The organism is Rhizorhabdus histidinilytica, from assembly GCF_900167915.1.
GTDB classification, from domain to species: Bacteria; Pseudomonadota; Alphaproteobacteria; order Sphingomonadales; family Sphingomonadaceae; genus Rhizorhabdus; species Rhizorhabdus histidinilytica.
This window is the reverse complement of record NZ_FUYM01000002.1, coordinates 45,675-72,465: the sequence shown is the minus strand read 5'-3', so window position 1 is coordinate 72,465 and position 26,791 is coordinate 45,675. Positions and strand designations below refer to the sequence as shown.

Genomic DNA, 26,791 nt, shown 5'->3' with positions numbered 1-26,791 from the left:
GAACGGAAGCTGTTCCCCAATCGTTCCCGACCTCCTACATAGCGAGTCGAATGTCCCCCACCCTCCCCTATCCCGCGCTCTACGCGACCCATGGCGGCATCTGGATCGCCGGGCCGGACGGCGAGGTACGCGGGATCGGGCGGGGCGAGGCGGCGGCGCGGGCGGCGGAGACGCCGATGATCGTGCTCAACGCCGCAGTGACGGCCGCACGGCTCGGCATCGCCGACTTCTCCGGCCTCGACCTGCTCGAGCTGTTCGCCTTCGTCCATCCGGCGCGCTTCGCGGTGCCGACCCCAGCGGGGCTCGCCCGCGCCCTGGGGCTCGCTCCGCCGGTCGACGACGCCCGCGCGCCCGCCTTCCTGATCGAGGCCGCGCAGGCACTGCTGACGCGGATGGCGGAACCCGACGGCTGGGCCGAAGCCTATGGCGCGTGGAACAGCGCCCAGTCGCTCGCCCGGCTGCGCTGGCCCTGGTCAGCGGCGGTCGGCCGGGTGCTGGCCGCGCCGGCCCGGCCCGAACGCGGCCTGTTCGCGCGCCTGCCCGAATGGGACGAAGCCGGCGGCCGCCCGCAACCGCGCAACGTCCAGCTCGGCGAGGCGGAGACGCTCGACCGGCTCGCGCGGCTCGTCGGCGAAGGTGCCGAGGCGCGCGATGGACAGAAGCTCTATGCCGCCACCAACGCCCGCGCCTTCGATCCGCGCTTCGGCGAAGGGCGGCCGAACATCGTCCTTGCCGAGGCGGGGACCGGGATCGGCAAGACGCTCGGCTATCTCGCCCCCGCCTCGCTCTGGGCCGAGCAGGCCGACGGGGCGGTATGGATATCGACCTACACCAAGGCGCTCCAGCGCCAGCTCGACAAGGAGACCCGCCGGATCTTCCCCGACCCGGCGGTGCGGCGCGAGAAGGTGGTCGTCCGCAAGGGGCGGGAGAATTATCTCTGCCTGCTCAACCTGGAGGACGCGATCCAGGGCGGCTTCCAGAACCGCGCGGCGATCCTCGCCCAGCTCGTCGCGCGCTGGGCGATGTACACGCGCGACGGCGACATGGTGGGCGGCGACCTCCCCGGCTGGCTGCCGACGCTGTTCCGCCGGGCCGGTTCGACCGCACTGACCGACCGGCGCGGCGAATGCGTCTATGCGGGCTGCCCGCATTATCGGAAATGCTTCATCGAGCGCGCCGCGCGCGCCTCCGAAGGCGCCGACATCGTCATCGCCAACCATGCGCTGGTGATGATCCTCGCCCAGCGCCGCGCCGACGAGGGTCACCCGCTCGGCCGGATCGTGTTCGACGAAGGACATCACCTGTTCGACGCCGCCGACTCCACCTTCGCCGCCGCGCTGACCGGACAGGAGACGATCGAGCTGCGGCGCTGGATCATCGGTCCGGAGGCCAAGTCGCGCGGGCGGCGGCGCGGGCTGTCGGCGCGGCTGTCCGACGTCGCCAGCTATGACGAGGAAGGCGCGCTCGCGATCGAGGCGGCGTCAGCGGCTGCGACGCTGCTGCCCGCCGACGGCTGGCTGGGGCGGCTCGGCGAGAATCTGCCGCTCGGCCCGGTCGAGCGGCTGCTCGCGGCGGCGCGCGCCACCGTCTATGCGCGGGCCAATGCGCAGGACGCCGGCTATGGGCTGGAGACCGACGTCGGCGAGCCCGACCCGGCGCTGATCGACGCTGCCCAGCCCGCGATCGAGGCGCTGGAGAGCCTGATGCGTCCGATGGCGCGGCTGCGCCAGCGGCTGGCGGCGGTGATGGACGACGGCCCCGACTGGCTCGACGGCCAGGCGCGGGCGCGGATCGAGGGCGCGATCGCCGGGCTCACCCAGCGCGGCCAGCTCGTCGCCGCCTGGATCGCCATGCTGGCCCGGCTCGGCGGCCCGCTCGACCCGGATTTCGTCGATTGGCTCGCCGTCGACCGGATCGAGGGGCGAGAGATCGACATCGGCCTCCACCGCCACTGGCTCGATCCCTCGCGCCCTCTCGCCGAAACCGTGCTCAAGCCCGCGCACGGCGTGCTCGTCACCTCGGCGACGCTGCGGGACGGGGAGGACTGGACGATCGCCGAGGCGCGCGCCGGCACCGTCCATCTCGACCATGCGCCGCGCCATATCGCGGTGCCGAGCCCCTTCGACTATGCCGCCCATGCCGAGGTGCTGGTCGTCACCGACCTCAAGCGCGGCGACGTCGCGCAGCTCGGACAGGCCTATCATCGGCTGATCGCCGCGGCAGGCGGCGGGACGTTGGGCCTGTTCACCGCCATCTCGCGCCTGCGCGCGGTCCACGCCCGCATCGCCGACCGGCTCGCGCGCGACGGGCTGCCGCTCTACGCCCAGCATGTCGACCCGATCGACACGGGAACGCTGGTCGACATCTTCCGCGACGATCCGCACGCCTCGCTGCTCGGCACCGACGCGCTGCGCGACGGGGTCGACGTGCCTGGCGAATCGCTGCGGCTGGTCGTGATGGAGGGGGTGCCGTGGCCGCGCCCGACCGTGCTCCACGCCGCGCGCAAGGCGGCGGGCGGCGGCAGCGTCCATGACGATCGCATCGTCCGCGCGCGGATGCGTCAGGCGTTCGGCCGGCTGATCCGCAGCGCCAGCGACCGGGGCCATTTCGTCCTGCTCGGCGCGGCGACGCCGTCGCGACTGCTCGATGCCTTTCCGGGCGGGGTACCGGTGCTGCGCGTCACCCTCGACGAGGCGGTGGCGCGGATCGCGGCGGCCGCCGGCACCCGCCCGGCAACCGATGCAGGAGCGTCAGGCGACGTCCTGCCGGGCCTGGCCGAATCCTAGCGCGACGAACCACCCCGCCACCCCGCAGCCGCCGAGCCAGATGAAGAAGGCGGCCGGGTCGCCGGTGAGGATGCAGTAGAAGCCGGGCACGCAGGCGAGCGCGGCGAGCAGCCGGCGGGTCCGCACGCTCTGCCCTTCGCCCGGCAGCCGGGCGGTGCGGCGGCGCTTGGGATCGCCGCGGCCGAGGATGAGGATGATCGCCGTCGAGAAGGCGATAGCGAGGATCGGGGCGAGCATCGCGATCACTCCGCCGGCTGGAGCGCGGGTGCGGCGGCCTCTCGGCGCAGGCGATCGCCATGGAGGCGCCACAGCATCCAGCCGCCCGCCAGCACGAAGGCGATGTCGAGCGCGACGATCACCGGCTGGCCGGCATCGATCGCGCGCGCCCAGCCGGGACCGCCCGTCGCGAGGCGGAGGATCGGCAGCGCGATCATGATAGCCGCGCTCGCGCTCTGCACGATCGCATCGAGCAGCGCGTTGGAGCGCAGCACGACGCCGCCGAGGACGGCGAGCAGCGCAGCGCCGACGAACGCCGCCGGGGTCCAGAACACCGCGCTGCCCAGCGGCATCGCGATCAGGAACGCCGCGGCCGACACGAGCAGCGCGAGCGGCAGGCCGAAGCCGACCACCGTCACGGCGCGCTCGAGCCAGCCGAGCGAGCGGGAGCCTTCGCGGCGGCGCGCCAGCCAGAGGCGCAGGCCGGTCAGGGTGACGTAGCACATCGCGAAGCCCAGCCCGAACCACACCGCCTTGGAGACGATCCCGGCGAAATTGCCGAAGTGGATCGGCGCCATCACCGCGGCGAGGGTGCCGCCGGCCGAGGGCCTCGTGCCGATCGACGGCTTGACCCGTTCGAACGCGCCGGTGGCGCCGCTGTAGAGCAGCGTCTGCGGTTCGAGCCCGCGCTCGCGCGGGGGATGGAAGCTGGTCACCTGCGAATCGGCCCGGCCGAAATTCTCGATCGTGACGAAGGTCGGCGCCTCGCCGGTCCGCCGGATCGAATCGGCCGCGATGCGATCGAGATTGCCGATGCCGACGATCCGCGTGTCGGGCTTGGCCGGGTTGCCGAACACCGCGTCGTTGAGCGCCTGCACGTCGCCGCCGAACGCCGCCATCGCGACGATCGGCACCCCGATCGTGCCGAAGAAGGAGAAGAAGCTGCCGGTGAAGGCGAGCAGGAAGGCGAAGGGCAGGCTCCAGGTTCCGGCGACACTGTGGCGGTCGCGGTCGACCAGCACCGGATTGGCCTTCCGCCGCAGGGTGAAGATGTCCTTGAACAGGTGCCGGTGGATCAGCAGGCCCGAGATCGCCGCGACCAGCATGGCGAGGCCGAGGATGCCGGTGAGGATCAGCCCCCAGGGATCCGGCACGTGCAGGCGGACATGGGTGTCGACCAGGAAGCTGCTCAACGCGTCGTCGTTGCGCGGGCCGAACACCTCCTCGCCGGTGCCGTGCCGTTCGCTGGCGATCCTGCCGTCGCGATCGAGCTGGTAGTAGATGCCGCGCGCGACGAGATCGCCGTCGGCGTCGGTCTCGTGGCGATGGAAGAAGACGCCGAGATCATGATCGCCGATCTCGAACAGGTCGGCGCCCTCGTGATATCTGGCGGGCGTGCGCCGGCCGAGCTCGCGCACCGTGGCGTCGATCGGCCGCTCGAACGCCGAGCTGGTCTCGACATGCCCGGCCGACCAGATGCCGATCTCCTCCGCGAACACCGCCACCATGCCGGTGACGACGACCGCGTAGAGCAGCAGGCCGAGGATGATGCCCGACCAGCCATGGACGGCCACCATCAGCTTGGTGTCTTCCTTCTGCAGGTGGATCATCGGCGTGCCTCCCCGGCGGCGGCCGGCTGGCCATGGGATTTGGTATCGAGGAATTTGTTCGCGACCAGCCCGGCATGGACGACGAACAGGCCGATCGCGACGAGCGCGATCCGGCCGAGCCGCGAATCGAGACAGGCGTGGAAGAACAGCGCTGCCCAGATCAGCGGCACCAGCACCAGCGGCAGGACGAGATTGTCGATCCCCGCCGCGCCGCCAGGCAGCCACAGCGCCATGCCGGCCATCACCACCAATGCGACGATCACCGCGCCGGGGCCCGCAAAGCCGATCCTGATCCATCCGCGCATTCTGGGCGACATTGACGATCCCTGCCTCCGTTCGACGGCAGCCCTGCCACACGTTCGATTTTGCTGTTGCGACTCGATATTAGTTACGAGCCCAATACGCAAGTGGATTGCTATTGCGTTTGATTCGCATTAGCCAGCCTGCCGACGGCCGGGGAACCGGCAGCGACAGATCGGGGAAGCGCATGTCGTTCAACAGGAAGACTCTCATTATCGCCCTGACGGGCTCGGCGCTGGCGATGCCGGCGCAGGGGGCCGAAGCCGATGCGGACGCCGCCGCGGGCCGGGACGACATCATCGTCCTGGGCGAGCAGATGAGGGCCACGCCCAATGCCGGCAAATCGGACATTCCGCTGATCGAGACGCCCCAGGCGATCTCGATCATCTCGACCGAGCAGCTCAAGGCGCGCGGCGTCGTCCGCCTCGCCGAGGCGCTGCGCGGCGTCGCCGGGGTCTCGCGCAGCAGCACCTACGGCTATTATGACGCCTATCAGATCCGCGGCTTCGACGCGGCCTATGGCAGCATCTATCTCGACGGGCTGATCAGCCAGAACGTCGCCGGATCGAACAACGAGCTCGCCGGCCTCGAGCAGATCGAGGTGGTGAAGGGCCCGGCGTCGATGCTATTCGGATCGGCGCCGCTCGGCGGCATCGTCAACCTGGTCAGCAAGCGACCGCGCGACGACGATTTCGTGGACCTCGGCCTCGCCACCGGCTCCTATGATCTCGTCGAGGGGACGATCGACGCCAATATGCGGCTCGACGCGGCGGGCACCCTGCTCGCGCGGCTCAACCTCGTCTATCGCGACAGCAACGACTTCGTCCGCTTCGCCGACAAGAACCGCGTCCACATCGCGCCGGCGCTGACCTGGCGGATGGGCGAGGACAGCGAGCTGACCCTGCTCACCCGCTACGAGCGCAACCATGATTCGCCTTGGTCTCCGGTCTCAGCCTGGGGAACGGTGCTGCCGAGCGCGCATGGCAAGCTGCCGATCGACTTCACGATCAACGGCAAGGATTCGAAGGCGATCCACAACCAGCGCTATTATCATCTCGGCTACGCCTTCAAGCACCGCTTCTCGGACGCGTTCTCCTTCGACCAGACGCTGCGCTACACGGACCGCAAGGTCTCCTGGAACGACTGGATCTTCTGGGCGGGCTTCGTCGACGGCGCGGTGGTCGACGGCGTCCAGCAGGGGCATGTCGCCGGCCGCTACGTCTACGGCCCGTTCAGCCAGCGCGACAAGGACCTGTCCACCGATGGCCATTTCACGCTGAAGGTCGAGACCGGCCCGATCAGGCAGGAGATACTGGTCGGCCTCGACTATCGCCGGAACCGCAGCCGCTTCGCCGACCACGGCGGCAATTTCGATCCCGCCGCCAACCCGCTCGATATCCTCGCCCCTGACTATAGCCCGCCCTTCATCCATGATCCTGCTGCCGCCTATGGCGGCGGCGGCAAGTCCAACCAGACCGGCCTCTATATCCAGGACCATGTCCGCTTCGGCGAGCGCGCGACGCTGACCCTGGGCGGCCGCTACGACTGGGCGAAGAGCGACGGCGGCGTGAAGGACCACAAGTTCAGCCCGCGGGTCGGCGCGACCTATGCGATCGTGCCGGGCGCATCGCTCTATGCGAGCTGGTCGAAGTCCTTCGTGCCGCAGGCCGGCTATTTCACCGTCGCCGGCGACGCCCTGCCGCCCGAGACCGGCCGCAACATCGAAACCGGCGTCAAGCTGCAGACCCCCGACAGCCGGCTGACCGGCATGGTCTCGATCTTCGAGCTGACCCGGCAGAACGTCGCGACCGAGGACCCGGCCAATCCCTTCTTCTACATCACCGCCGGCGAGCAGCGCAGCCGCGGCGTCGAGGTCGAGGCGACCTGGCGGCCGACCCCGGCCTGGACGCTGTCGATCGCCTATGCCTATCTCGACGCGAAGATCACCCGCGACAATGTCCTGCCGGTCGGCGCGCGGCTGCAGAACGTGCCCAGGCACAACATCAACCTGTTCGGCGAATATGTCGTGCCGCGCGGGCCGTTCGCCGGCTTCGGGCTGAACCTCGCCTTCCAGTACAACAGCGACAAGGTCGGCGCGAACTTCCCCGAGGATGTCGACGGCGACGGCGCGCCCGATCCGATCGCTGCGTTCACCCTGCCCTCCTATGCGCTGGTCGACGCCGGCCTCTCCTACCGGTTCGGGCCGTGGGGCGTCCGCCTCAACGTCAACAACCTGTTCGACAAGCGCTACTTCCCCGACGCCTGTTGCGTCGACCGCGTCACGCCGGGGGAACCGCGCAACTGGCGCCTCTCACTCACCCGCAGCTTCTGATCCCGGAGTTCGTCACCCATGAATCGTCCCAGCCTCGCCCTGCGCCTTGCGCTCCTCGCGACCACCGCCCTGCTGCCGATCGCGGCCCACGCCGCCGATGCGGACGTCGACGCTGCCGACGGCGGCCAGCAGATCATCGTCACCGGTCTGCTCGAACGCACCAACAGCGGCACCAAGACCGACACGCCGCTGACCCAGACGCCGCAGGCGCTGACGGTCGTCACCGACGACGTCTACCTGGCGCAGGGCGCGCTCTCGGTTTCGGACACGCTGCGCTACGTCTCGGGCGTGATCGCCAATCCCTATGGCCCCGACAGCCGGGTCGACGGGGCTTTCATCCGCGGCATCAACGCGCTCCAGTTCCGCGACGGCATGCGCGACATCTTCAGCTATTATGCCAGCATCCGCGCCGACCCGTACAATTTCTCCCGCGTCGACGTGGTGCGCGGCCCGGCCTCGGTGCTGTTCGGACAGGGCTCGATCGGCGGGCTGATCAACCTCGCCTCCAAGGTGCCCGAGTTCCAGACGGCCGGCGAGGTATCGCTGCGCTACGGATCGTTCGCCCGCAAGGAAGCGCTCGCCGACCTGACCGGGCCGCTGGCCGACGGCCTCGCCGCGCGCATCGTCGCCCGTGTCCGCGACGCCGATACCCAGACCGACCATGTCCCCGACGACCGGGTGATGGTATCGCCCTCCCTGCGCTGGCAGCCGGGCGAGGACACCGACGTCACCCTGCTCGGCCTCTACCAGGAGGATGACGGCGGCTCGACCGCGCAGTTCCTGCCGCTGGTCGGCACGCTCTACCCGAACCCCAACGGCAAGCTGCGCAACGACCTGTTCATCGGCAAGCCGGGCTGGGACCGCTATGACGGCCGCCTGCTGCAGGGCACCGGTACCGTCGAGCATCGCTTCAGCGATCAGGTGAAGATCAGCCTCAAGGCGCGCTATATCGACAGCGACGTCACCTATCTGACCCATTATCCGGACAGCTACGCCAACCCGGACGATCCCTATCTCGATCCCGCCAAGCGGACGATCGGCCTCTATGCCGAGGGCAGCAAGGCCCGGATGAACATCTTCTCGACCGACAACAACATCCAGTTCAGGTTCGACACCGGCGCCGGCATCGAGCATCTGGTGCTGGCCGGCGTCGACTATAGCTGGAACCGTGTCCGCAAGACCGGCGGCTACGGCTATGAACTCATCGACATCTACAATATCGATTATGCCGCCCTGTCCGATTATGGCGGCGGCATCCCGACCGGCTTCGCCTATAGCGAGGATACCCGCCAGAAGCAGATCGGCGTCTACATCCAGGATCAGGTCCGGCTGTGGGATCGCGTGTCGATCGTCGTCGGCGGGCGGCGCGACCATGTCCGCACCAAGGCGGCGGGGTCCGTGGCGGAGAAGGAGAACGCCACCACCTTCCGCGCCGGCATCATCGCCGAGATCGCCAAGGGCGTGTCGCCCTTCTTCAGCTACACCGAATCCTTCGAGCCGATCTCGGGCACGACGATCGCCGGCGATCCGTTCAAGGCGAAGACCGGCCGGCAGTTCGAGGGCGGGGTCAAGTTCCATCCCGACGCACGGACGCTCGTCACCCTGACCGCCTACGACATCCGCGAGCATAACCGCCCGGTCGAGATCGTCATGGACGACGGCAGCGGCGGCACGATCCGCGGGCAGACCCAGATCGGCACGATGACCTCTAAGGGTTTCGAGGTCGAGGCGAGCCGCGACCTGCCGGGCAATTTCCAGCTCATCGCCAATTACAGCTACAACAAGGCCGAACCGAGCGACACCGGCGTCCAGCTCGACAATGTCCCGAAGAAGAGCGCGTCGCTGTGGGGCACCAAGAGCATCGCCGTCGACCCCGACACCAGCCTTCGCCTCGGCGGCGGCGTCCGCTATGTCGGTGTCAACTATTCACGGACGATCGGCGCGACCAGCACCAGGATCGTCCGCACCCCATCCTACACGCTGTTCGACGCGCTGGCGGAGCTGAGCTGGCGCGACTGGTCGTTCGCGATCAACGCGACCAACCTGTTCAACAAGAAATATTATGCCGCCTGCCTGTCGCGCGGCGACTGCTTCATCGGGGCGGAACGCAACATCTTCGCCACCGTGACCCGGCGCTTCTGAGCCGGAATGGCGCCCGGTTCCGGCCCATGCCGCGATCGGGCGCCGCTGCGCTCTTCCTTCTGTCGCATCTTTCGGGCATCACCGGATCATGCCGAAGGAGAGCGCGGGGATCGTGAAGAAGCTGACGCTGTTGCGCCATGCCAAGTCGGGCTGGGACGATCCGGTCGCGCGGGATTTCGACCGTCCGCTGAACGGCCGCGGCAAGCGCGCCGCGCACCGGATCGGCCAATATCTGCGCGATCACGACATGCATTTCGACCATGTCGTCTCCTCCCCCGCCGTCCGCTGCGTCGAGACGATCGAGCATCTGGCCGAGGGGACCGGCGAGACGATCGCTCCCGCCTGGGACAAGCGCGTCTACCTCGCCTCGGCGGTGTCGCTGCTCGACGTCGTCCAGGAGGCGAACGACCAATATGACAGCCTGCTGCTGGTCGGCCATAATCCGGGGCTCGAGGATCTGGTGCTGATGCTGGTGCCCGACCGCCCCGACGACGCGGCGCGCGACCAGGTCGAGGAGAAATTCCCGACCGCGAGCATCGCCGAGATCAGCTTCCCGGTCGAACATTGGGACGACGTCCGCCCCAATGGCGGCCTGCTGTCGCTGTTCGTGCGGCCTAGGGACCTGGACCCGGGGCTGGGGCCGGATCAGGACTGAAGCCCCCTCCCGTCATCCCGGCCTTCGCCGGGATGACGATAGAGGCTGACAAACCGGAGCTTCAGCTCAATCCATGTCCGCCGCGAGCGCCTGGACCAGCGATTCGCGAATCGCCTGCAACTCGGCGCGCGCCGGAGAGGGGATGGTCGACTGGTTCACGACCAGCACCGGCTGCGGCGCGATCGGCGCGGGCGTGGCCGGCTCGGGCGTCTGCTCGGCGGGCGGCGCCTTCTGCGCCAGCAGCTTCTGGACGCCGCGAATCGTATAGCCCTGCTCGTTGAGCAGGCTGTGGATCCGCCGCACCAGCGCCGCGTCGGCGGGGCGGTAATAGCGGCGATTCCCGGCCCGCTGAAGCGGACGAAGCTGCGGAAAACGCGTTTCCCAATAGCGCAGGATATGCTGCTGGATGCCGAGTTCGGCCGAAAGCTCCCCGATGGTACGGAACGCGTCTTCGGCCTTCTCTCCGCCAGAAGTCATTGAAAATACGCCTTAATTACCCGAAACAATTCGATCACGGAGCATCTGGCTGGCACGGAAGGTCAACACGCGGCGCGGCGCGATCGGCACCTCGACCCCGGTCTTGGGATTGCGCCCGATCCGCTGCCCCTTCTCCCGCAGGATGAAGCTGCCGAAGCCCGAGATCTTCACATTCTCACCACGGGCGAGCGCGAGGCACATATGCTCCAGCACCTGCTCGACCACCGCCGCGGAATCCGCGCGCGACAGGCCGATCTCGCGATGCACTTCCTCCGACAGATCCGCTCGCGTCAAAGTCCCCCGATCCAACGCCATACAGCCCCCCAATCATATTGAGTATCGGTCACCTTACGGCGAGCGGAGGGCGAATCAAAGCCGATTCCAAAGGGTTCATCCCAAGCGGCGATGATCCTGATCCATCGCCGCTTGGCAAAGCCCGCGCGGCACCTGAGCGACATCCGCTCGGGATCGGTCGAAGACCAGCACGACGATATCAGTAGCGAATCGCCGCGGCTCCCCAGGTGAAGCCGCCGCCCATCGCCTCGAGCACCAGCAGATCGCCCGGCTTGATCCGCCCGTCGCGGACCGCGACGTCGAGTGCCAGCGGCACCGAGGCGGCCGAAGTATTGGCATGCTGGTCGACGGTGACGATCACCCGATCGGCGGGCAGGCCGAGCTTGCGTGCCGTAGCGTCGAGGATGCGCCGGTTCGCCTGGTGCGGCACCACCCAGTCGATGTCGTCGACGGTCAGCCCGGCATCTTCCATCACCTCGCGGAGCACCTGGGCGAGGTTGGTGACGGCGTGGCGGAACACCTCCTGCCCTTTCATGCGGAGCTTGCCGACGGTCTGGGTCGTCGACGGGCCGCCGTCGACATAGAGAAGCTGGTTGTGGCGGCCGTCGGCGTGGAGCCGGGTCGCGAGCACGCCGCGATCGCCGCCCTCCTCCGCCTTCAGAACCACCGCACCGGCGCCGTCGCCGAACAGCACGCAGGTCGTCCGATCCTCCCAGTCGAGGATGCGGCTGAACGTCTCCGCGCCGATCACCAGCGCATGGGTGGCGCTGCCGCCGCGAATCATGCTGTCGGCCACCGACAGCGCATAGAGGAAGCCCGAGCAGACTGCCTGCACGTCGAACGCCACGCAGTCGTCGATGCCGAGTGCGGACTGGACGATCGTTGCCGAGGCGGGGAAGGTCTGGTCGGGTGTCGCCGTCGCCAGGATGATCAGCCCGATGTCGGACGGTGCGATCCCCGCCGCCTCGATCGCCTTGCGCGCGGCCTCGGTCGCGAGGGTCGAGGTGGTCTCGCCCTCGCCCGCGACATAGCGCATGCGAATACCGGTCCGCTCGACGATCCACTCGTCCGAAGTGTCGACGGTCCGGGCGAGCTCGGCATTGCTGACCTGCCGGCGCGGAAGCGCCGACCCGGTGCCGATCATCACGGCACGCCGCATCGCCTGTCCGCTCACGCTACCCCTTCCGTCTGCACCGCATGACTGCGGAAATCCTCGAGATCGTCGGTGATCCGACGGGTCAAATCCTCACGGGCGATCTTCGCCGCGACCGCGATGGCGTTGGCGATGCCATTCTCGTCGGCGCCGCCATGGCTCTTCACCACCAGGCCATTGAGGCCGAGGAAGACCGCGCCGTTGTGATTGTTCGGATTGAGATGATGGCGCAGCAGCGCGAACGCCGGGCGCGACAGGATGAAGCCCGCTTTCGAGCGGAGCGAGCTGGAGAAGGCGCGGCGCAGCAGATCGGTGATGAAGCGCGCGGTACCCTCGATCGACTTGAGCGCGATATTGCCGGAGAAACCGTCGCTGACGATCACGTCGGCCTCGCCCCGGCCCAGCCGGTCGGCCTCGATAAAGCCGTCGAAGCGCCAGGCGCCGCCGGTCTGCTGGCGGAGCATCGCGGCGGCTTCCTTGAGCTCGCCGGTGCCCTTCAGCTCCTCGGTGCCGATATTGAGCAGGCGGACGCGCGGCGATTCGATGCCCAGCGCAAGCCGCGAATAGGCGGCGCCCATCACCGCGAACTCGACCAGGTTGCGCGCATCGCAATCGGTGTTGGCGCCGAGGTCGAGCATCACCAGGTCATTGTCACCGAGCGTCGGCATCAGCGCGGCCAGCGCCGGCCGGTCGATGCCGTGCATCGTCCGGAGCGACAGCTTGGCGATCGCCATCAACGCGCCGGTATTGCCTGCCGACAGCGCCGCCGCCGCCTCGCCGGCCTTCACCGCGAGGATGGCCGCGCCCATCGAGCTGCTCTTGGTGCGGCGGATCGCCTGACTGGGCTTGTCGTCGCCGGTGATCACGTCGTCGCAATGGACGATGATCGAATCGACGAGCTGCGGGAAACGCGCCGTCTCGGCGCGAATCACCGCTTCATCACCGGTGAAGGTGAAACGCAGGGACGAATCGCGATCACGCGCCTGCGCGGCGCCGGCGATCATCGTCGCCGGCCCGCCATCACCGCCCATCGCATCAATGGCGATTCGCGGTGCCTCGTCCACGCTCATGCCCCCGTTTGGCCTTTTGTCAGGCCTCGACCGAGATGATTTCGCGACCGTTATAGTGGCCGCAGGCGTTGCACAGGTTATGCGGACGCTTCAGCTCGCCGCAGTTCGGGCATTCCTGGAACGCCTCGGCGGTCAGCGCGTGATGGCTGCGACGCATGTTGCGCCGCGAGGGCGAGGTTTTTCTCTTGGGGACGGCCATGTCGGCACCTGTTCCTAGCTAAACAAATAAAGCGACGAACGCCCGGGACCCCCAGGGGGGCGGGCTCGCCGCGAGCGCGCGACCTATAGCGATTTCGCTCCGCGTTGCAAGTAGCGCCGCGACCTGCCAAGCACGCAGTTCATTGCAAGGAGGGGGAAAGATGATCCTGCCCATCACGCTGACGATCGCCGGAGCCGCCGCGATCCTGAACATATGGCTGGCGATCCGGATCGTCACCGTCCGGGTCAAGAGCAAGGTGCTGGTTGGCGACGGCGGCAATACGCTGCTGTCCGCCCGCATGCGCGCCCAGCTCAATTTCATCGAATATACCCCGCTGGTGCTGATTCTGATGGGGCTGATCGAATTCGCCCGCGGCACCAACAACTGGCTGTGGGGTGCCGGCATCATCTACATCATCGGGCGCGTGCTGCACCCGTTCGGGCTGGACCGCCAGACCGCCAACCCGTTCCGCGCCGTCGGCATCCTGACGACCTGGGGCGTGCTGCTGGGCCTGGCCATCTATGCCCTGACCATCCCCTACACGACGAAGAACGGCGTGATCACCACGGTGACGAGCGACAGCCTCGGCGCGGGGCATTGATCGGTTGAGCCTCAGGCGCCGGCGGTCGCATCCGCGACCTTGGCTATCCTCGCATAAGCTCGGGCGCGCGTTCGCGCTTGCGGAGCCCTGTCGGGCTCCGACACAAAGCTCATGCGGTGGAACGGGACGCGCCAGCGTCCCGGATCGAAGCCGGTCCGCGGACTGCCGGGGGCAGTCCGTAGGCGGAGATCGGCTCGCAAAGCGAGCCGTGGCGGCCGCCCGAGCTTATGCGAGGATAGCCACGCAGGGCGGATGCCCTGCGCCCGGCGCCTGAGAGCTAAACAAAAAAATCAAACACCGACCACCCGGTCCCCGACGAACGGGTTGGTGGCGCGTTCGTGGGCGAAGGTCGACATCGGCCCATGTCCTGGCACGAACGCCGTCTCGCCGCCGAGCGGCCAGAGCTTGCGCGTGATCGAGGCGATCAGGTCGCCATGGTTGCCGCGCGGGAAGTCGGTGCGGCCGATCGATCCCTGGAACAGCACGTCACCGACCAGCGCCAGGTTCGACGGCGCGTGATGGAAGACGACATGGCCCGGCGTGTGGCCGGGGCAGTGGATGACGTCGAGCACCAGATCACCCACGGTCACCTGGTCGCCGTCGTCGAGCCAGCGGTCGGGCTCGAACGGCCGGCCCTCGATCCCATAACTGCGTCCGTCGTCGCCCAGCCGCGCTATCCAGAAGCGGTCCTCGGGGTGTGGCCCTTCGATCGGCACGCCGAGCTGCTCGGCCAGGATGCCGGTGCCGCCGCAATGATCGATATGGCCATGGGTGACGAGCAGCTTCTCGATCGTCACGCCATGCTCGGCCGCGGCCGCCTTGAGCCGGTCGAGATCGCCGCCGGCATCGACGAAGGCGCCCTTCATGGTGCTGGTGCACCAGATGAGGGTGCAGTTCTGCTGGAAGGCCGTGACGGGAATGATCGCGGCCTTGAGCGGCGGCATGGCAGGGCTGGTCATGCGGCCCGAGATGATCGCTGGCGCGCGGCATTGCAAGGCGCCGCATCGACCGGATCAGCCGGAGATCGGCCATCCCGGAAAATTTCCGAGGCGAATCGGTGGCTTGCCGATAGACTGACCGTCGTTGCCGACTCGAAACCAGCGAGTGGACGGCAACGTATCTGGGGCGTGGCATAGTGAGCAGGGGCGTGCGGTCGCGATGACGACAGGGTCGTTCGATCTGATCGAGACGATGCGGTTCGAAGCGCTCGACGGTTTCGTCGAGCTGGAACGCCATCTCTCCCGGATGAAGGCGAGCGCCGACGCGCTGGGCTTCGCGTTCAACCGCCATGACTGCCGCAACGACCTCCAGGCTTCCACCTTCCGCCTGACCAGCGACGCCCGGGTTCGGCTGATGCTGGCGCCGAGCGGCGCGCTGGCGATCGAGGTTCGCGCGCTTCCCGAGCGGCCGGCCGAGCCGGTCGACGTCGCGCTCGCGGCGCTGCCCGTCGCCGCGAGCGACCCGCGTCTGCTCCACAAGACCAGCGACCGCAGCTTTCTCGACGACGCCCGCCGCCGGGCCGGAACCTTCGAGGTCCTATTCGTGACGCCCGAGGGGCTGCTCACCGAGGGCAGCTTCACCAGCATCTTCGTGCCGCGCGACGGCCGGCTGGTCACGCCGCGCGGCGGATCGCTGCTGCCCGGCATCCTGCGCGGACGCCTGATCGACGAAGGCGAGGCGGTCGAGGGCGACCTCCGGCCGGGCGACCTCGACGGCGGCTTCTTCATTGGCAATTCGCTGCGCGGCCTGATCGCCGCACGGCCCGCGGCGGCGCGCGGTTGAAGCCGCGATCGCCTTTCGGGGCCCGCCATCCCGAATAAGGCTCAAGCTGACGGTTGAGGCTTCGCCCCCGCTCCCCTATAGCGCGCCCGTTTCCAAACCGTCCCAATCAGGAAAGCGCCGCGCCATGAGCCTCATCGCCCCTGCCCTCAACCGCATCTCGCCCTCGCCCACGCTCGCCATGTCGAGCCGCGTCCTCGAGCTGAAGGCCAAGGGGATCAACGTGATCGGCCTGTCGGCGGGCGAACCCGACTTCGACACGCCCGACTTCGTCAAGGAGGCCGCGATCGAGGCGATCCGCAAGGGCCAGACCAAATACACCAACGTCGACGGCACCGCCGAGCTGAAGGCCGCGATCGCCGCCAAGTTCAAGCGCGACAACGGCCTGACCTACGAAGCGTCGCAGATCAGCGTCAACGTCGGCGGCAAGCACACGCTGTTCAACGCGCTGGTCGCGACCGTCTCGGCCGGCGACGAGGTGATCATCCCGGCGCCCTATTGGGTCAGCTATCCGGACATCGTCCAGTTCGCGGGCGGCACCCCGGTGTTCATCAAGGCCGGCGCCGACAAGAACTACAAGGTGACGCCCGAGCAGATCGACGCCGCGATCACGCCGCAGACCAAGTGGGTGCTGCTCAACTCGCCCTCCAACCCGTCGGGCGCCGCCTATTCGGCCGACGAGCTCAAGGCGATCGCCGAGGTGCTGCGCCGCCATCCGCATGTCTGGATCATGACCGACGACATGTATGAGCACATCCTCTACGACGGCTTCGAATTCGCCACGATCGCGCAGGTCGCGCCCGATCTGTACGAGCGGACGCTGACGATCAACGGCTGCTCGAAGGCCTATTCGATGACCGGCTGGCGGATCGGCTTCGCCGGCGGCCCGACCCCGCTCATCAAGGCGATGGCGAAGCTGCAGTCGCAATCGACCTCCAATCCCTGCTCGATCGCGCAGGCAGCGGCCACCGCGGCGCTTTCGGGCGACCAGAGCTTCCTCAAGGAGCGCGCGGCCGCCTTCCAGAAGCGCCGCGACCTGGTGGTGTCGATGCTCAACCAGGCGAAGGGCATCCACTGCCCCCGTCCCGAAGGGGCTTTCTACGTCTATCCCGACGTGTCGGGGCTGATCGGTCTCAAGACCCCGTCGGGCAAGGTCATCGCCAACGACGCCGACCTGATCGACTATTTCCTCGACGACCATCAGGTCGCCGCCGTCCACGGCGCGGCCTTCGGCCTCGAGCCCGCCTTCCGGGTGAGCTACGCTACCTCGGAAGCAATCCTCACCGAAGCCTGCCAGCGCATCCAGGCCGCTTGCGCGGAGCTGAAGTAAGCGGGCATCTGATGCCGCGGAGCCGGAGCCCGAAAGGGCTCCGCAAGCGCGAATGCGCGCCCGAGCTTATGCGAGGAAAGCCAAGCCGGGCGGAGGCCCGGCGCCCGGCGCCTGAGGGGGCAAATGTTGATAAACATTTGCCTCTCTCCATATGTGTGACATAATGGACACAGAATGGAAAAAAGGATGCCCTTTTGACGGACAGTCCTAACCGGCCGCTGATCGCCGGGATTTCCGCCGGTGTGCTGCTGCTCGTCGCCGCCGGGACGATGGCGACCCGCAGCCCGGCGGTGGCACCGGCCCCGCGGGTCGATCCCGGTCCGATCGTCCGGGTTCCCGCACCCGCCGTCGATCCGTCGGAACAGGGCGCGACCGCAACCGCCGTGCTGGCGGGCGGCTGCTTCTGGGGCGTCCAGGGCGTGTTCCAGCACGTCGACGGCGTGACCTCGGCGGTGTCCGGCTATTCGGGCGGGGTCGCGCAGACCGCCGATTATGAAACGGTCGGCACCGGCACCACCGGTCATGCCGAGGCGGTCAAGATCACCTATGACCCGCGGCGGATCAGCTATGGCACGCTGCTGCGCATCTATTTCGCGGTGGTGGCCGATCCCACCACGCTCAACCGCCAGGGCCCGGACCGCGGCCCCCAATATCGCACCGCGATCTTCCCGACGACGAAGCAGCAGCAGGCGGTGGCCCAGGCCTATGTCGCGCAGCTCAGCGCGGCGAAGCTGTGGAAGACGCCGATCGTCACCAAGGTGGAACGCTATCGCGGCTTCTTCCCGGCCGAGAAATATCATCAGGATTTCCTGACCCGGAAACCCGACTATCCCTATATCGTCTACAACGACCTGCCCAAGGTCGAGGCGCTCAGGGTCGCCTTCCCTACCCATTTCCGCAAGCAGGCGGTGACGGTCTACCCGGTCGGCTGAACCGCCGCTTCATTCACCCTGCGCCGGGGGTCATCTCCAGGACGACGTTCCGCCCGCTGCGCTTGCCCCGGTAGAGCGCCGCGTCGGCGCGCTTCAGGGCCGGCTCGAGCCCTGTCTCCCGCGGCTGAACCTCGGCAAGGCCGATCGTTACCGTCACGCGCACCGGGGCGAGCGGCCCGTCGAGCCGCAGGCCGGCAATCGTCTCGCGCAGTCGCTCGGCGATCCGGCGGGCGTCCGCCATGTCGGCGCCGGGCAGCGCCGCGACGAACTCCTCCCCGCCGAAGCGCCCGACCGCATCCCCCTCGCGAAACGTCGCGAGGCAGGCGGCCGCGACCTCACGCAGCACCTTGTCGCCGCAGTCATGGCCCCAGCCGTCGTTGATCGCCTTGAAATTGTCGACGTCGATCATGCACAGGCTGAACGGGCGCTCGCGGCTCCGCGCCGCGCCGAACGCGGTCCGCGCCTGCTCCAGGAAGCAGCGCCGGTTGGCGAGGCCGGTCAGCTCGTCGGTATCGGCCATGATCCGCAGCCGCTTCTCCAGCGCCTCGCGACGCGCGACCTCCTCCATCAGCCGCTGCTTCGACAGCCGTTCCTCGTTCAGCGCCTCGAACTGCTGGCGCTGCAGACGGGCCAGGCGCCGGGCGACGACATAGCCGACGACGTTCGCCATGATCAGCAGCAGACCATAGGCGCGCACCGTGTCCCACGGCAGGTCACCCCAATACCAGGCGCCGGCGAGGAAGCCGATCCCGAGATAGAGGCTCGCGCCGATCATGCCCCACAGCAGGATCGGCGAGAAAAGATAGAAGGCCATGACGATGATCACCACGGCGATGAACTGCGTCGTCAGGGTGTGCGGCCGGAGCACGATGATCGACAGCGAACCGGTGGCGATCATCACCGGCGCGACGCTGAGCAGCCAGGGCCGCGTCAACAGCGCATCCGACGAACGCAGCACGAACGCGAGAACCAGGCAGGTCGCGATCAGCGTCACCCGGATCCCGAGCAGCACGTAGAATTCCGGCGACAGGCCGAGGAAGCCGTAATCGGAGATGCTGAACATCGCCATGCCCGCCGCCGCGACGATCAGCGTCAGCCAGCTATCCTCCTGCACCTTGGGCAGGATCGAGGCCCGGAACGCCCGTTCGGTTCCCGCATCGCGGAACTGGGCGGTGACGGGGCTGAGCTGGTAACGCATGGCTGGCACGAAATCCCACGGCTTCGTCAAGGATAGGCGGTCGGGCCGGGCAGGCAACCTCTATATCCGTCCTAGATCTTGATTCACGTCATCGGCGGAAGCGCAAAGCGCTTCCACCTCAAACGATCAGGCTCTAGGCGGCGAGCGGAAAGCCCAGCAGCTTCTCCCGGATCGCGATCAGCGCGCGGGCATCGCGGCCGACCGCGCGCAGGATCGCCGGATCGGCGGCGTCCATCCCGCCGGTGAGCACCCCGAAGGACGGAAGGATCAGCTTGCTCCGTCCGGCGACGAAGCAGGGGCGCGACACCCGGCGGCCGCGCAGCGTCACCTTGTATTTGGGATGATAATGGCCCGATATCTCGGGGCGCGGATCGGATGGGTCGGCTTCGTGGCGCAGCCACAGCCCCGCCAGCTCGGCCTCCGCGACGACATGGCCGCCCAACGGATCGTCGAACGCGCGGTCATGATTGCCGACGATCCAGGTCCAGCGCAGCCGCGCGGTCAGCTCGCCGAGCAGCCCCCGCGCCTCCTCCCCCAGCCGACCGGTGCCTCCGCGATCGTGGAAGCTGTCGCCGAGGCAATAGAGCGCCCGCGCCCCGGTCCGCCCCGCCAGCGCCGCGACCCGGCGCAGCGTCTCGATCGAATCATAGGGCGGCAGCATCTGGCCGCACGCCGCGTAGCTGCTCGCCTTTTCGAGATGCAGGTCGGCGAGCAGCAGGCTGGCGGTGGCGGGATGGAACAACCCGCCCTCTGGCAAAGCGCACAAGTCGACGGAACAGAACGAAAAGGGAACCATGCCGCCGGATATATCGCATGACGGGCGACGGGCAAGGATTCTCCTTCGCCGCCCTCCTCAGGGGTATGACGGGACAGGGATATTTCCCGCTGCGCCCTTCCCCCCGGACCCCAAAATGCTCTAGCCCTGCGCCATGGATCTCTACCTGCCCATCGCCGGCCTTTCGGTGAACATGCTGGTGATCATCGGCCTGGGCGGGCTGGTCGGCGTGCTGTCGGGAATGTTCGGCGTCGGCGGCGGCTTCCTGACGACGCCGCTGATGATCTTCTACGGCATCCCGCCCGCCGTCGCGGTCGCCTCCTCGGCGCCGCAGATCACCGGCGCCAGCGTCTCGGGCGTGCTCGCCCATGGCAGCCGCGACGGGGTCGACTATCATATGGGCGCGGTGCTGGTCGCCGGCGGCGCGATCGGCTCGCTGGCCGGCGGCTTCCTGTTCCGCCTGCTCCAGGACGCCGGCCAGATCGATACCGTCGTGACGGTGATGTACGTCGTCATGCTCGGTGGCATCGGCGCGGTCATGGCTCGCGACGCGATCGGATCGATCCTGGCCGAATGGCGCGGCGAATCCCCGCCCGGCAGCGGGCGGCGGCATCATCCTCTGATCGCGATGCTGCCGTTCCGCTGGCGCTTCTACCGGTCGGGTCTCTACATATCTCCGCTCGCCCCCTTCCTGCTCGGTTTCCTGACCGGCGTGATGACGGTGCTGATGGGCGTCGGCGGCGGCTTCATCCTGGTGCCGGCGATGATCTACATCCTCGGCATGTCGGCGCGGGTCGTGGTCGGCACCTCGCTGTTCCAGATCCTGTTCGTCACCGCCGCGACGACGATGGTCCACGCGATGACGACCCGCGCGGTCGACCTCGTCCTCACCGGGCTGCTGCTGATCGGCAGCGTCACCGGCGCCCAGCTCGGCGCACGGCTCGCGCTCAAGATGAAGCCGGAATATCTGCGGCTGGCGCTGGCCTTCATCGTGCTGGTGGTGGCGATCCGCATGCTGCTCGGCCTCACCTGGCGCCCGCCCGAAATCTTTACGGTACAGCCGCTGTGAAGAGGTTTCTCCTCCTCCTTCTTCTCGCCCCGCTGCTGGTCTCGGCAGAGAGTCCCCGGCTCGTCCCCGACGTGTCGCAGCGCAAGATCGAGATCATCTACAGCTTCACCGGCGCCGAGCTGCTGCTGTTCGGCGCGATCCTCTATCCTGGCGGCCGCGTGCCCAGCGACGACGCACAGATCGCGGTGGTGGTGAAGGGCCCGTCCGAACCTGTTCTGGTGCGCGAGAAACGCAAGATCGCCGGCATGTGGATCAACGCCGACAGCGCCGATTTCCGGTCGGTGCCGTCCTTCTACGCGCTCGCCTCGTCGAAGCCGATCAACAAGATCGTCGATGGCCGGACCGCCGTGATCTACGAGCTCGGGATCGACAATCTCCAGCTTTCCCCCGCCAGCGGCGGCGACCCCGCCGCCGACCGGCATTTCGAGGAAGGGCTGATCGACCTCAAGCGGCGCGGCGGCTATTATTCGGAGACCGACAGCGGGGTCGAGATCAGCGAGGGCGTGCTCTATCGCGCGCGCATCGCCATCCCGGCGCGGGTACCGGTGGGGCACTACACCGCCGAGACCTTCCTGATCGAGAAGGGCCGCGTGATCGCCGCCGCCACCCGCGACATCGAGATCCACAAGTCGGGCATGGAGGCGTTCGTCGCCCGCGCCGCCGATCGCCACAGCTTCGTCTACGGCCTGACCGCGGTGCTGCTGTCGCTCGCGCTCGGCTGGGCGGCGAGCACCGCCTTCAAGCGGTTGCGCGACTAAAGCCGGGAACCCGGCATTAACCGCTCCCCCGCTAGACCATCGCCGATCCCAACGGAAAGTGATGGACAGGATGAACGACATCGTCGGCGGACAGGCCTTCGGAACGGCCCTGCAACTGGAGGCCGGCGCGATCGGACGGATCGAGGCGGTCGCGGGCGGCGGGGCCGATATCAGGCTCGACCGCGGCATGATCGAACTGCTCTCCGGCGATGCGGACCCCGCGCTCGCGATGGCGGGCGAGATCGGCGCGATGATCCGGATGACCGTTGCGGGCCGCTCCGTCGTCGCCGCGATCCATGAGCTTGGCAGCGCCGGGGAGATGATCGCCGCGCGCATCGCCTTCCTGGGCGAAGGCATCGCCGATGCGGCCGGGCGGCTGACCGCCTTCCGCCGCGGCGTCACCCGCTATCCGCTGCCGGGCACACCCGTCCACGCCGTGTCGACCCCCGACATGGGCGCGATCTTCAGCGCCGGCGACATGGCGCATGTCGAGATCGGCACCGTCCACCCGACCGCATCGACCCGTGCTGCGCTGCTGGTCGATGCGATGCTCGGCAAGCATTTCGCGCTGCTCGGCTCGACCGGCACCGGCAAGTCGACCGCGACGGCGCTGATCCTGCATCGGATCTGCCGGATGGCGCCGGCCGGCCATATCGTGATGATCGACCCGCACGGCGAATATGAGGCTGCCTTCGCCGAGGTCGGCGCCTCCTACGGCGTTTCGAACCTCGCCATGCCCTATTGGCTGATGAACTTCGAGGAGCATTGCGAGGTGCTGCTCACCACGACGGGGGCCGAGCGGCAGACAGATGCCGACATCCTCGCCAAATGCCTGCTCGCCGCGCGCCAGAAGAACCGCGCCGCCGAGACCGTCGCCCGGATCACCGTCGACAGCCCGATCCCCTATGTGCTGTCGGACCTGACGACGATCATCCAGACCGAGATGGGCAAGCTCGACAAGGCGTCGAACAGCGCGCCCTATCTGCGGCTCAAGCAGAAGATCGATGAGATACGGTCGGACCCGCGCTATCATTTCATGTTCTCGGGGATGCTGGTCGGCGACAGCATGAAGAGCTTCATCAAGCGCATCTTCCGTTTGCCCGGCGAGGGCAAGCCGATCTCGGTGATCGACGTGTCGGGCGTGCCGTCGGAGATCACGTCGGTTGTGGTGTCGGTGCTCGCGCGCTGCGTGTTCGACTATGCGATCTGGGCGCGCGGCCAGGCGCAGCACCCGGTCCTCCTCGTCTGCGAGGAGGCTCATCGCTACGTCCCGTCCGACCGCACCGCCAATACCGGCCCGGTCCGCCGCATTCTCGAACGGATCGCCAAGGAAGGCCGCAAATATGGCGTGTCGCTCGGGCTCGTCACCCAACGGCCGTCGGATTTGGCCGAAGGCGTTTTGTCGCAATGCGGCACGATCATAGCGATGCGCCTGAACAACGAACGCGACCAGGCCTTCGTCCGCGCCGCGATGCCGGAAGGCGCGCGCGGCTTCCTCGACACCATACCCGCGCTGCGCAACCGCGAGGCGATCATCTGCGGCGAAGGCGTGCCCATCCCGATCCGCGTCGCCTTCGACGACCTCGACGAGGACTTGCGCCCCGCGTCGAACGACCCGGTATTCTCCGAGCTTTGGCGGCGCAGCGGCGACGAGGACGCCCTCGTCGAACATGTCATCGGCCGCTGGCGCAACCAGGGACGGTAAGGCGATCCCGAACTCAGCGCTTGCGGCAGATCAACCGCCGCAGGCTCCAGCCGAGCACGAAGCCGTCCCCGCCTTGGACCGCGCCGACGATCTCCTGCAACGCCGCCGCCACCTGGGCCGGTGTCTGTCCTTCGATCCCGAACAGGTCGGCGCAATAGGCGCCCGCCTGCTCGGCGCTGCCCAGCCGCCAGGGCGTGGGCGCCTGCTCCTCCGCCAGCACCTCGAACCCGGCGCGGCGCAGCAGGCCGGCGGTTCCGTCGTCGAGGAAGACTCCCTCGTGCCCCATCGGGTTATGGGCATGGACATAGCGGTTGAGGAAATCGTCCTCCCGGCTGCCGGCCGCGACGTCGGCGATGACGAATTGCCCGCCGGACCGCAGCAGCCGGTGCGCCTCGGCGAAGATCGCCCCCAGATCGGGGGCATGATGAAGGCCCGCGAGCGAAACGATCGCGTCCGCCGCCGCGTCGGGCAAGGGCACCGCCTCGACCGGCGCGCGCAAGCGATCGGCGCTTGCGTCCTGCGGGCAGAGATCGAAGAACAGCTCGGCCGGCTCGATCGCGATATAATGGATCCCGGCGCGCAGGTAGCGGCGTAGCCAGCCCCCGCCGGCCGGCATGTCGATCACGATCCGGGCGGCGGGATCGAGCGGATCGACCACCGCGCCAAACTCGGCATCGCGGGCATGCGGATGATGGTTCATCGCGCGGCAGTAACTGTCCGCCCGGCGCGCGAAGATGGCCGCGTAGCTGTCGAGCATTCCGCCTTATATCCCCCGACCGGCCAGCATCGCATCGAAAGCGGCGGTGCCCTGGGCCACTACCGCGGCGCTATAGCCGAAGGGCGGATCGGCCACGACCGGAAAGAACATCATCGTCGCATTGGCCTCGAACAGCAGCAGCCGTCCGTCCGGCAGGATCGAGAAGTCGATGCCGAAATAATCGAGCGGCATCCGCGCACGGACCTCCGCCAGCACGCGCTGCGCCTCGGGCGGCATCGCCGCGATACCGCCTTCGACATAGCGGCGCTCGGTTTCGATATGCTCGGGATGGTGGACCAGGACCCGCTTGCGGTCGGGCGCATGGACGTTCCAATGGTCGGAGACCAGCCGGTGCCGGACCACCGCCCGATCGCCGAAGAAGAAGATGCGGATCTTGTGGAACAGCCCTTCGGCCGAGCGGCCGTCCACGAACTCGGTGAGATAGTAGGTCGTCCCGGGGTCGATCACGGCCATCACCGCATCGGCATCGGCCATCAGCCCTTCGATCCTGCCGTCATGATGGCCGGTCCGGCGCAGGATGGCGGGGAAGCGGATCCCGGCCTTCGCGATCGCGGCGGCGGCCAGGGCGGGCCGTCCCCGGAAGCGCGCGATCGGCGGCACGACCAGCCCGTCGATCCCCGCCAGCAACGTGGCGACCTTGTCGCGCGTGCTGCCGAGCACCGCCGCCGGGCGATTGATGACCCTGCCCTTGAAGGGCTTCAGGAATTTGTCGGCATGATCGAGCACGAGGGGATTGAGGTCGGGATCGGTGACGAGATTGAGCACCGTCCCGACATTGGCGAGCGATGGCTTGAATTTCAGCCGCTGGAAATTGACGGGGATATGCAGGCGGATGAAGCGATCGCGATCTCCCGACTGTAGCAGACGCACGTCGGTCGTTCCGATCCCGGCGGGCACCGCTTCGCCGGCGTGCGCCCTGCCGTGATGGATATCCGAACCGAACAACAGCCCAAGAGCCTTGTCCGTCGAACTCACTTGAAGAGGCCGCCCAGGATGCCGCGCACGAGCTGACCGGCGATCCCGCCCGAGCTGCGCCGGCTGCCGCCGCCGAATACGGCTCGGCCGAGCTCGTTGGCGACCTGGCGTCCGACCGAGGAGGCCGCCGCGCGGGTCGCCGACTGGATGGCTCGGTCGAGGCCGCTCGGCTTCGCCGCCTCGCGCGCGGCGATCGCATCCTGTCGCGCCTGCTCCTTGAGCGCCGCCTCGCGCTGCTTCGCCTCGATCTTCGCCTGGACGGCGGCGGCCTTGTCGGCTTCGGCCTGCGCCTGGGCGGCCTGCGCCGCGGCGACCGCGGCGTCTGCCTTGGCCGCGAGCAGTTCCTCGGCCGATTCGCGGTCGATCACCGTGTCATATTTGCCGGCGACCGGAGAGATCGACTGGATCACGGCGCGCTCCTTCGCGTCGACCGGCCCCAGCCGCGAGCGCGGCGGCGCGATCAGCGTGCGCTGGACGATGCTCGGCGAACCGTCCTCCTGCAACACCGATACGAGCGCCTCGCCCACCTTCAGCTCGGTGATCGCCTTGGCGACGTCGAGGTCGGGGTTGATCCTGAAGGTATCGGCGGCGGCCGAGATCGCCTTCTGGTCGCGCGGGGTGAAGGCGCGCAGCGCATGCTGGACGCGGTTGCCGAGCTGTGCGGCGACGTCCTCGGGCACGTCGATCGGGTTCTGGGTGACGAAATAGACGCCGACGCCCTTCGACCGGATCAGGCGGACGACCTGCTCGATCTTGTCCGTCAGCGCCTTGGGCGCATCCTCGAACAGCAGGTGCGCCTCGTCGAAGAAGAAGACCAGCTTGGGCTTGTCCGGATCGCCGACCTCGGGAAGATTCTCGAACAGCTCGCTCAGCAGCCACAGCAGGAAGGTGGCGTAGAGCTTCGGGCTCTGCATCAACTTGTCGGCGGCCAGCACGTTGACATAGCCGCGCCCCTGGTCGTCGACGCCGAGGAAGTCGTGGATGTCGAGCGCCGGCTCGCCGAAGAAATGCGCGCCGCCCTGGCTGTCGAGCTGGAGGAGCTGGCGCTGGATCGATCCGACGCTGGCCTTGGTGACGTTGCCATATTTGGTCGACAGCTCGTCGGCATTTTCGGCGCAATGGGCGAGCATCGCCTGCAGGTCGCCGAGGTCGAGCAACAGCAGCCCCTGCTCGTCGGCATAACGAAAGGCGATGTTGAGCACACCCTCCTGCACGTCGTTGAGGTTCATCAGCCGCGCGAGCAGCAGCGGCCCCATTTCCGATATGGTGGTGCGGATCGGGTGCCCCTGTTCGCCGTAGAGGTCCCAGAAGATCGCCGGATTGTCGCCCCAGCTATAGTTCTGGAGGCCGATCTCGGCCGCGCGCGCGACCAGCTTGTCGGCATTCTTCGCGGTCGGCGATCCGGCCATCGAGATGCCCGAAAGATCGCCCTTCACGTCGGCCAGGAACACCGGCACGCCGGCCGCCGAGAAATTCTCGGCGATGCCCTGGAGGGTCACGGTCTTGCCTGTGCCGGTCGCGCCGGCGATCAGACCGTGGCGGTTGGCGCGGCGGAGATTGAGATGCTGGGCCAGCAACCCCGACGGATTGGGGCTCGCGCCGAGAAAGATACCCTGCTCATCGATCATACACGATCTCCACTGCACCGTTGAGATCG

At 68.1% G+C, this 26,791-nt stretch carries 25 protein-coding genes; 11 read left to right on the top strand and 14 right to left on the bottom strand.

Annotation, left to right across the window (positions count from 1 at the left end):
- Window positions 1-50: 50 nt before the first annotated feature.
- Entirely contained in the window at window positions 51-2,786 is a 2,736-nt protein-coding gene (locus tag B5X82_RS04090; protein ID WP_079646794.1) for an ATP-dependent DNA helicase, read from the top strand.
- On the opposite strand, the gene B5X82_RS04085 is transcribed toward B5X82_RS04090, so the two are convergent.
- From B5X82_RS04085 to B5X82_RS04075, 3 genes are read right to left on the bottom strand one after another with little or no spacing between them, the layout of a single operon-like run.
- Entirely contained in the window at window positions 2,751-3,023 is a 273-nt protein-coding gene (locus B5X82_RS04085; protein WP_079647316.1) for a hypothetical protein, read from the bottom strand. The genes B5X82_RS04090 and B5X82_RS04085 overlap by 36 nt on opposite strands.
- 5 nt (window positions 3,024-3,028) lie before the next feature.
- On the bottom strand, window positions 3,029-4,612 hold the full coding sequence (locus B5X82_RS04080; RefSeq protein ID WP_079646793.1) for a PepSY-associated TM helix domain-containing protein: 1,584 nt from the start codon (window positions 4,610-4,612) through the stop codon (window positions 3,029-3,031).
- The gene (locus tag B5X82_RS04075) at window positions 4,609-4,929 is read right to left on the bottom strand and encodes a hypothetical protein (protein ID WP_079646791.1); all 321 of its coding nucleotides are present in this window, start codon (window positions 4,927-4,929) and stop codon (window positions 4,609-4,611) included. The genes B5X82_RS04080 and B5X82_RS04075 overlap by 4 nt, the downstream gene beginning before the upstream one ends.
- A 170-nt stretch (window positions 4,930-5,099) precedes the next feature.
- Between B5X82_RS04075 and B5X82_RS04070 the strand changes: the two genes are divergently transcribed.
- The 3 genes from B5X82_RS04070 (at window position 5,100) to B5X82_RS04060 (ending at window position 10,041) form a co-directional block, all read left to right on the top strand.
- Window positions 5,100-7,244, top strand: coding sequence for a TonB-dependent siderophore receptor (locus tag B5X82_RS04070; protein ID WP_079646789.1), 2,145 nt, complete (start codon window positions 5,100-5,102; stop codon window positions 7,242-7,244).
- 18 nt (window positions 7,245-7,262) lie between these two features.
- Window positions 7,263-9,386 carry a TonB-dependent siderophore receptor gene (locus B5X82_RS04065; protein ID WP_079646787.1) on the top strand — a complete coding sequence of 708 codons (2,124 nt, stop codon included), beginning with the start codon at window positions 7,263-7,265 and terminating at the stop codon, window positions 9,384-9,386.
- Window positions 9,387-9,474: 88 nt separating this feature from the next.
- Entirely contained in the window at window positions 9,475-10,041 is a 567-nt protein-coding gene (locus B5X82_RS04060) for a SixA phosphatase family protein (RefSeq protein WP_079646785.1), read from the top strand.
- A gap of 66 nt (window positions 10,042-10,107) precedes the next feature.
- Here B5X82_RS04060 and B5X82_RS04055 read toward each other — a convergent pair whose 3' ends face one another.
- The 5 genes from B5X82_RS04055 to rpmF all read right to left on the bottom strand — a co-directional run bounded on the left by B5X82_RS04055 (window position 10,108) and on the right by rpmF (window position 13,234).
- Complete coding sequence (locus B5X82_RS04055) at window positions 10,108-10,518, bottom strand: MerR family transcriptional regulator (protein WP_079646783.1); 411 nt, start codon at window positions 10,516-10,518, stop codon at window positions 10,108-10,110.
- Between the two features lie 12 nt (window positions 10,519-10,530).
- Window positions 10,531-10,833 (bottom strand): integration host factor subunit alpha, encoded by a 303-nt coding sequence (locus B5X82_RS04050; RefSeq protein WP_012049742.1) that lies wholly within the window; start codon window positions 10,831-10,833, stop codon window positions 10,531-10,533.
- Between the two features lie 178 nt (window positions 10,834-11,011).
- Window positions 11,012-11,971 (bottom strand): beta-ketoacyl-ACP synthase III, encoded by a 960-nt coding sequence (locus B5X82_RS04045; RefSeq protein ID WP_079647314.1) that lies wholly within the window; start codon window positions 11,969-11,971, stop codon window positions 11,012-11,014.
- Window positions 11,972-11,982: 11 nt separating this feature from the next.
- Entirely contained in the window at window positions 11,983-13,029 is a 1,047-nt protein-coding gene (plsX, locus tag B5X82_RS04040; protein WP_079647313.1) for a phosphate acyltransferase PlsX, read from the bottom strand.
- A gap of 25 nt (window positions 13,030-13,054) precedes the next feature.
- Window positions 13,055-13,234 carry a 50S ribosomal protein L32 gene (gene rpmF, locus B5X82_RS04035; protein ID WP_047167873.1) on the bottom strand — a complete coding sequence of 60 codons (180 nt, stop codon included), beginning with the start codon at window positions 13,232-13,234 and terminating at the stop codon, window positions 13,055-13,057.
- A 160-nt stretch (window positions 13,235-13,394) separates the two neighbouring features.
- On the opposite strand from rpmF, the gene B5X82_RS04030 reads away from it, so the two are divergent.
- On the top strand, window positions 13,395-13,835 hold the full coding sequence (locus B5X82_RS04030; protein WP_079646781.1) for an MAPEG family protein: 441 nt from the start codon (window positions 13,395-13,397) through the stop codon (window positions 13,833-13,835).
- 290 nt (window positions 13,836-14,125) lie between these two features.
- Here B5X82_RS04030 and B5X82_RS04025 read toward each other — a convergent pair whose 3' ends face one another.
- Window positions 14,126-14,794, bottom strand: a complete 669-nt coding sequence (locus B5X82_RS04025; protein ID WP_079647312.1) for an MBL fold metallo-hydrolase — start codon at window positions 14,792-14,794, stop codon at window positions 14,126-14,128.
- 199 nt (window positions 14,795-14,993) lie between these two features.
- Between B5X82_RS04025 and B5X82_RS04020 the strand changes: the two genes are divergently transcribed.
- The 3 genes from B5X82_RS04020 to msrA all read left to right on the top strand — a co-directional run bounded on the left by B5X82_RS04020 (window position 14,994) and on the right by msrA (window position 17,876).
- Complete coding sequence (locus B5X82_RS04020) at window positions 14,994-15,617, top strand: aminotransferase class IV (RefSeq protein ID WP_079646779.1); 624 nt, start codon at window positions 14,994-14,996, stop codon at window positions 15,615-15,617.
- A 124-nt stretch (window positions 15,618-15,741) separates the two neighbouring features.
- On the top strand, window positions 15,742-16,944 hold the full coding sequence (locus tag B5X82_RS04015; RefSeq protein ID WP_079646777.1) for a pyridoxal phosphate-dependent aminotransferase: 1,203 nt from the start codon (window positions 15,742-15,744) through the stop codon (window positions 16,942-16,944).
- A 194-nt stretch (window positions 16,945-17,138) separates the two neighbouring features.
- Window positions 17,139-17,876 carry a peptide-methionine (S)-S-oxide reductase MsrA gene (gene msrA, locus B5X82_RS04010; RefSeq protein WP_079646775.1) on the top strand — a complete coding sequence of 246 codons (738 nt, stop codon included), beginning with the start codon at window positions 17,139-17,141 and terminating at the stop codon, window positions 17,874-17,876.
- Window positions 17,877-17,889: 13 nt separating this feature from the next.
- On the opposite strand, the gene B5X82_RS04005 is transcribed toward msrA, so the two are convergent.
- Both B5X82_RS04005 and pdeM read right to left on the bottom strand, forming a co-directional pair.
- A complete protein-coding gene (locus B5X82_RS04005; protein ID WP_223811040.1) occupies window positions 17,890-19,074 on the bottom strand; it encodes a GGDEF domain-containing protein in 1,185 nt (394 codons plus the stop codon).
- A 133-nt stretch (window positions 19,075-19,207) separates the two neighbouring features.
- Complete coding sequence (pdeM, locus tag B5X82_RS04000; protein WP_079646773.1) at window positions 19,208-19,870, bottom strand: ligase-associated DNA damage response endonuclease PdeM; 663 nt, start codon at window positions 19,868-19,870, stop codon at window positions 19,208-19,210.
- 133 nt (window positions 19,871-20,003) lie between these two features.
- On the opposite strand from pdeM, the gene B5X82_RS03995 reads away from it, so the two are divergent.
- The 3 genes from B5X82_RS03995 to B5X82_RS03985 all read left to right on the top strand — a co-directional run bounded on the left by B5X82_RS03995 (window position 20,004) and on the right by B5X82_RS03985 (window position 23,381).
- Window positions 20,004-20,918 (top strand): sulfite exporter TauE/SafE family protein, encoded by a 915-nt coding sequence (locus B5X82_RS03995; RefSeq protein WP_079646771.1) that lies wholly within the window; start codon window positions 20,004-20,006, stop codon window positions 20,916-20,918.
- Window positions 20,915-21,676 carry a TIGR02186 family protein gene (locus B5X82_RS03990; protein ID WP_079646769.1) on the top strand — a complete coding sequence of 254 codons (762 nt, stop codon included), beginning with the start codon at window positions 20,915-20,917 and terminating at the stop codon, window positions 21,674-21,676. Before B5X82_RS03995 ends, B5X82_RS03990 begins: the two co-directional genes overlap by 4 nt.
- Before the next feature lie 70 nt (window positions 21,677-21,746).
- A complete protein-coding gene (locus B5X82_RS03985; protein ID WP_079647311.1) occupies window positions 21,747-23,381 on the top strand; it encodes an ATP-binding protein in 1,635 nt (544 codons plus the stop codon).
- Window positions 23,382-23,394: 13 nt separating this feature from the next.
- Here the strand turns inward: B5X82_RS03985 and B5X82_RS03980 are convergent, their stop codons facing one another.
- The 3 genes from B5X82_RS03980 to B5X82_RS03970 are packed head-to-tail and all read right to left on the bottom strand — an operon-like array spanning window position 23,395 to window position 26,762.
- Entirely contained in the window at window positions 23,395-24,138 is a 744-nt protein-coding gene (locus B5X82_RS03980) for a class I SAM-dependent methyltransferase (protein WP_079646767.1), read from the bottom strand.
- Window positions 24,139-24,144: 6 nt separating this feature from the next.
- Window positions 24,145-25,134 (bottom strand): ATP-grasp domain-containing protein, encoded by a 990-nt coding sequence (locus tag B5X82_RS03975; RefSeq protein ID WP_079646765.1) that lies wholly within the window; start codon window positions 25,132-25,134, stop codon window positions 24,145-24,147.
- Window positions 25,131-26,762 (bottom strand): helicase HerA-like domain-containing protein, encoded by a 1,632-nt coding sequence (locus B5X82_RS03970; RefSeq protein WP_079646763.1) that lies wholly within the window; start codon window positions 26,760-26,762, stop codon window positions 25,131-25,133. The genes B5X82_RS03975 and B5X82_RS03970 overlap by 4 nt, the downstream gene beginning before the upstream one ends.
- Between the last annotated feature and the right edge of the window lie 29 nt (window positions 26,763-26,791).

What these genes read in the sequence shown, in the direction of transcription:
- B5X82_RS04090 (WP_079646794.1), top strand. Translation starts at nt 51, where the DNA reads ATGTCCCCCACCCTCCCCTATCCCGCGCTCTACGCGACCCATGGCGGC.
- B5X82_RS04085 (WP_079647316.1), bottom strand. Translation starts at nt 3,023, where the DNA reads ATGCTCGCCCCGATCCTCGCTATCGCCTTCTCGACGGCGATCATCCTC.
- B5X82_RS04080 (WP_079646793.1), bottom strand. Translation starts at nt 4,612, where the DNA reads ATGATCCACCTGCAGAAGGAAGACACCAAGCTGATGGTGGCCGTCCAT.
- B5X82_RS04075 (WP_079646791.1), bottom strand. Translation starts at nt 4,929, where the DNA reads ATGTCGCCCAGAATGCGCGGATGGATCAGGATCGGCTTTGCGGGCCCC.
- B5X82_RS04070 (WP_079646789.1), top strand. Translation starts at nt 5,100, where the DNA reads ATGTCGTTCAACAGGAAGACTCTCATTATCGCCCTGACGGGCTCGGCG.
- B5X82_RS04065 (WP_079646787.1), top strand. Translation starts at nt 7,263, where the DNA reads ATGAATCGTCCCAGCCTCGCCCTGCGCCTTGCGCTCCTCGCGACCACC.
- B5X82_RS04060 (WP_079646785.1), top strand. Translation starts at nt 9,475, where the DNA reads ATGCCGAAGGAGAGCGCGGGGATCGTGAAGAAGCTGACGCTGTTGCGC.
- B5X82_RS04055 (WP_079646783.1), bottom strand. Translation starts at nt 10,518, where the DNA reads ATGACTTCTGGCGGAGAGAAGGCCGAAGACGCGTTCCGTACCATCGGG.
- B5X82_RS04050 (WP_012049742.1), bottom strand. Translation starts at nt 10,833, where the DNA reads ATGGCGTTGGATCGGGGGACTTTGACGCGAGCGGATCTGTCGGAGGAA.
- B5X82_RS04045 (WP_079647314.1), bottom strand. Translation starts at nt 11,971, where the DNA reads ATGCGGCGTGCCGTGATGATCGGCACCGGGTCGGCGCTTCCGCGCCGG.
- rpmF (WP_047167873.1), bottom strand. Translation starts at nt 13,234, where the DNA reads ATGGCCGTCCCCAAGAGAAAAACCTCGCCCTCGCGGCGCAACATGCGT.
- B5X82_RS04030 (WP_079646781.1), top strand. Translation starts at nt 13,395, where the DNA reads ATGATCCTGCCCATCACGCTGACGATCGCCGGAGCCGCCGCGATCCTG.
- B5X82_RS04025 (WP_079647312.1), bottom strand. Translation starts at nt 14,794, where the DNA reads ATGACCAGCCCTGCCATGCCGCCGCTCAAGGCCGCGATCATTCCCGTC.
- B5X82_RS04020 (WP_079646779.1), top strand. Translation starts at nt 14,994, where the DNA reads ATGACGACAGGGTCGTTCGATCTGATCGAGACGATGCGGTTCGAAGCG.
- B5X82_RS04015 (WP_079646777.1), top strand. Translation starts at nt 15,742, where the DNA reads ATGAGCCTCATCGCCCCTGCCCTCAACCGCATCTCGCCCTCGCCCACG.
- B5X82_RS04005 (WP_223811040.1), bottom strand. Translation starts at nt 19,074, where the DNA reads ATGCGTTACCAGCTCAGCCCCGTCACCGCCCAGTTCCGCGATGCGGGA.
- pdeM (WP_079646773.1), bottom strand. Translation starts at nt 19,870, where the DNA reads ATGGTTCCCTTTTCGTTCTGTTCCGTCGACTTGTGCGCTTTGCCAGAG.
- B5X82_RS03995 (WP_079646771.1), top strand. Translation starts at nt 20,004, where the DNA reads ATGGATCTCTACCTGCCCATCGCCGGCCTTTCGGTGAACATGCTGGTG.
- B5X82_RS03985 (WP_079647311.1), top strand. Translation starts at nt 21,747, where the DNA reads ATGAACGACATCGTCGGCGGACAGGCCTTCGGAACGGCCCTGCAACTG.
- B5X82_RS03980 (WP_079646767.1), bottom strand. Translation starts at nt 24,138, where the DNA reads ATGCTCGACAGCTACGCGGCCATCTTCGCGCGCCGGGCGGACAGTTAC.
- B5X82_RS03970 (WP_079646763.1), bottom strand. Translation starts at nt 26,762, where the DNA reads ATGATCGATGAGCAGGGTATCTTTCTCGGCGCGAGCCCCAATCCGTCG.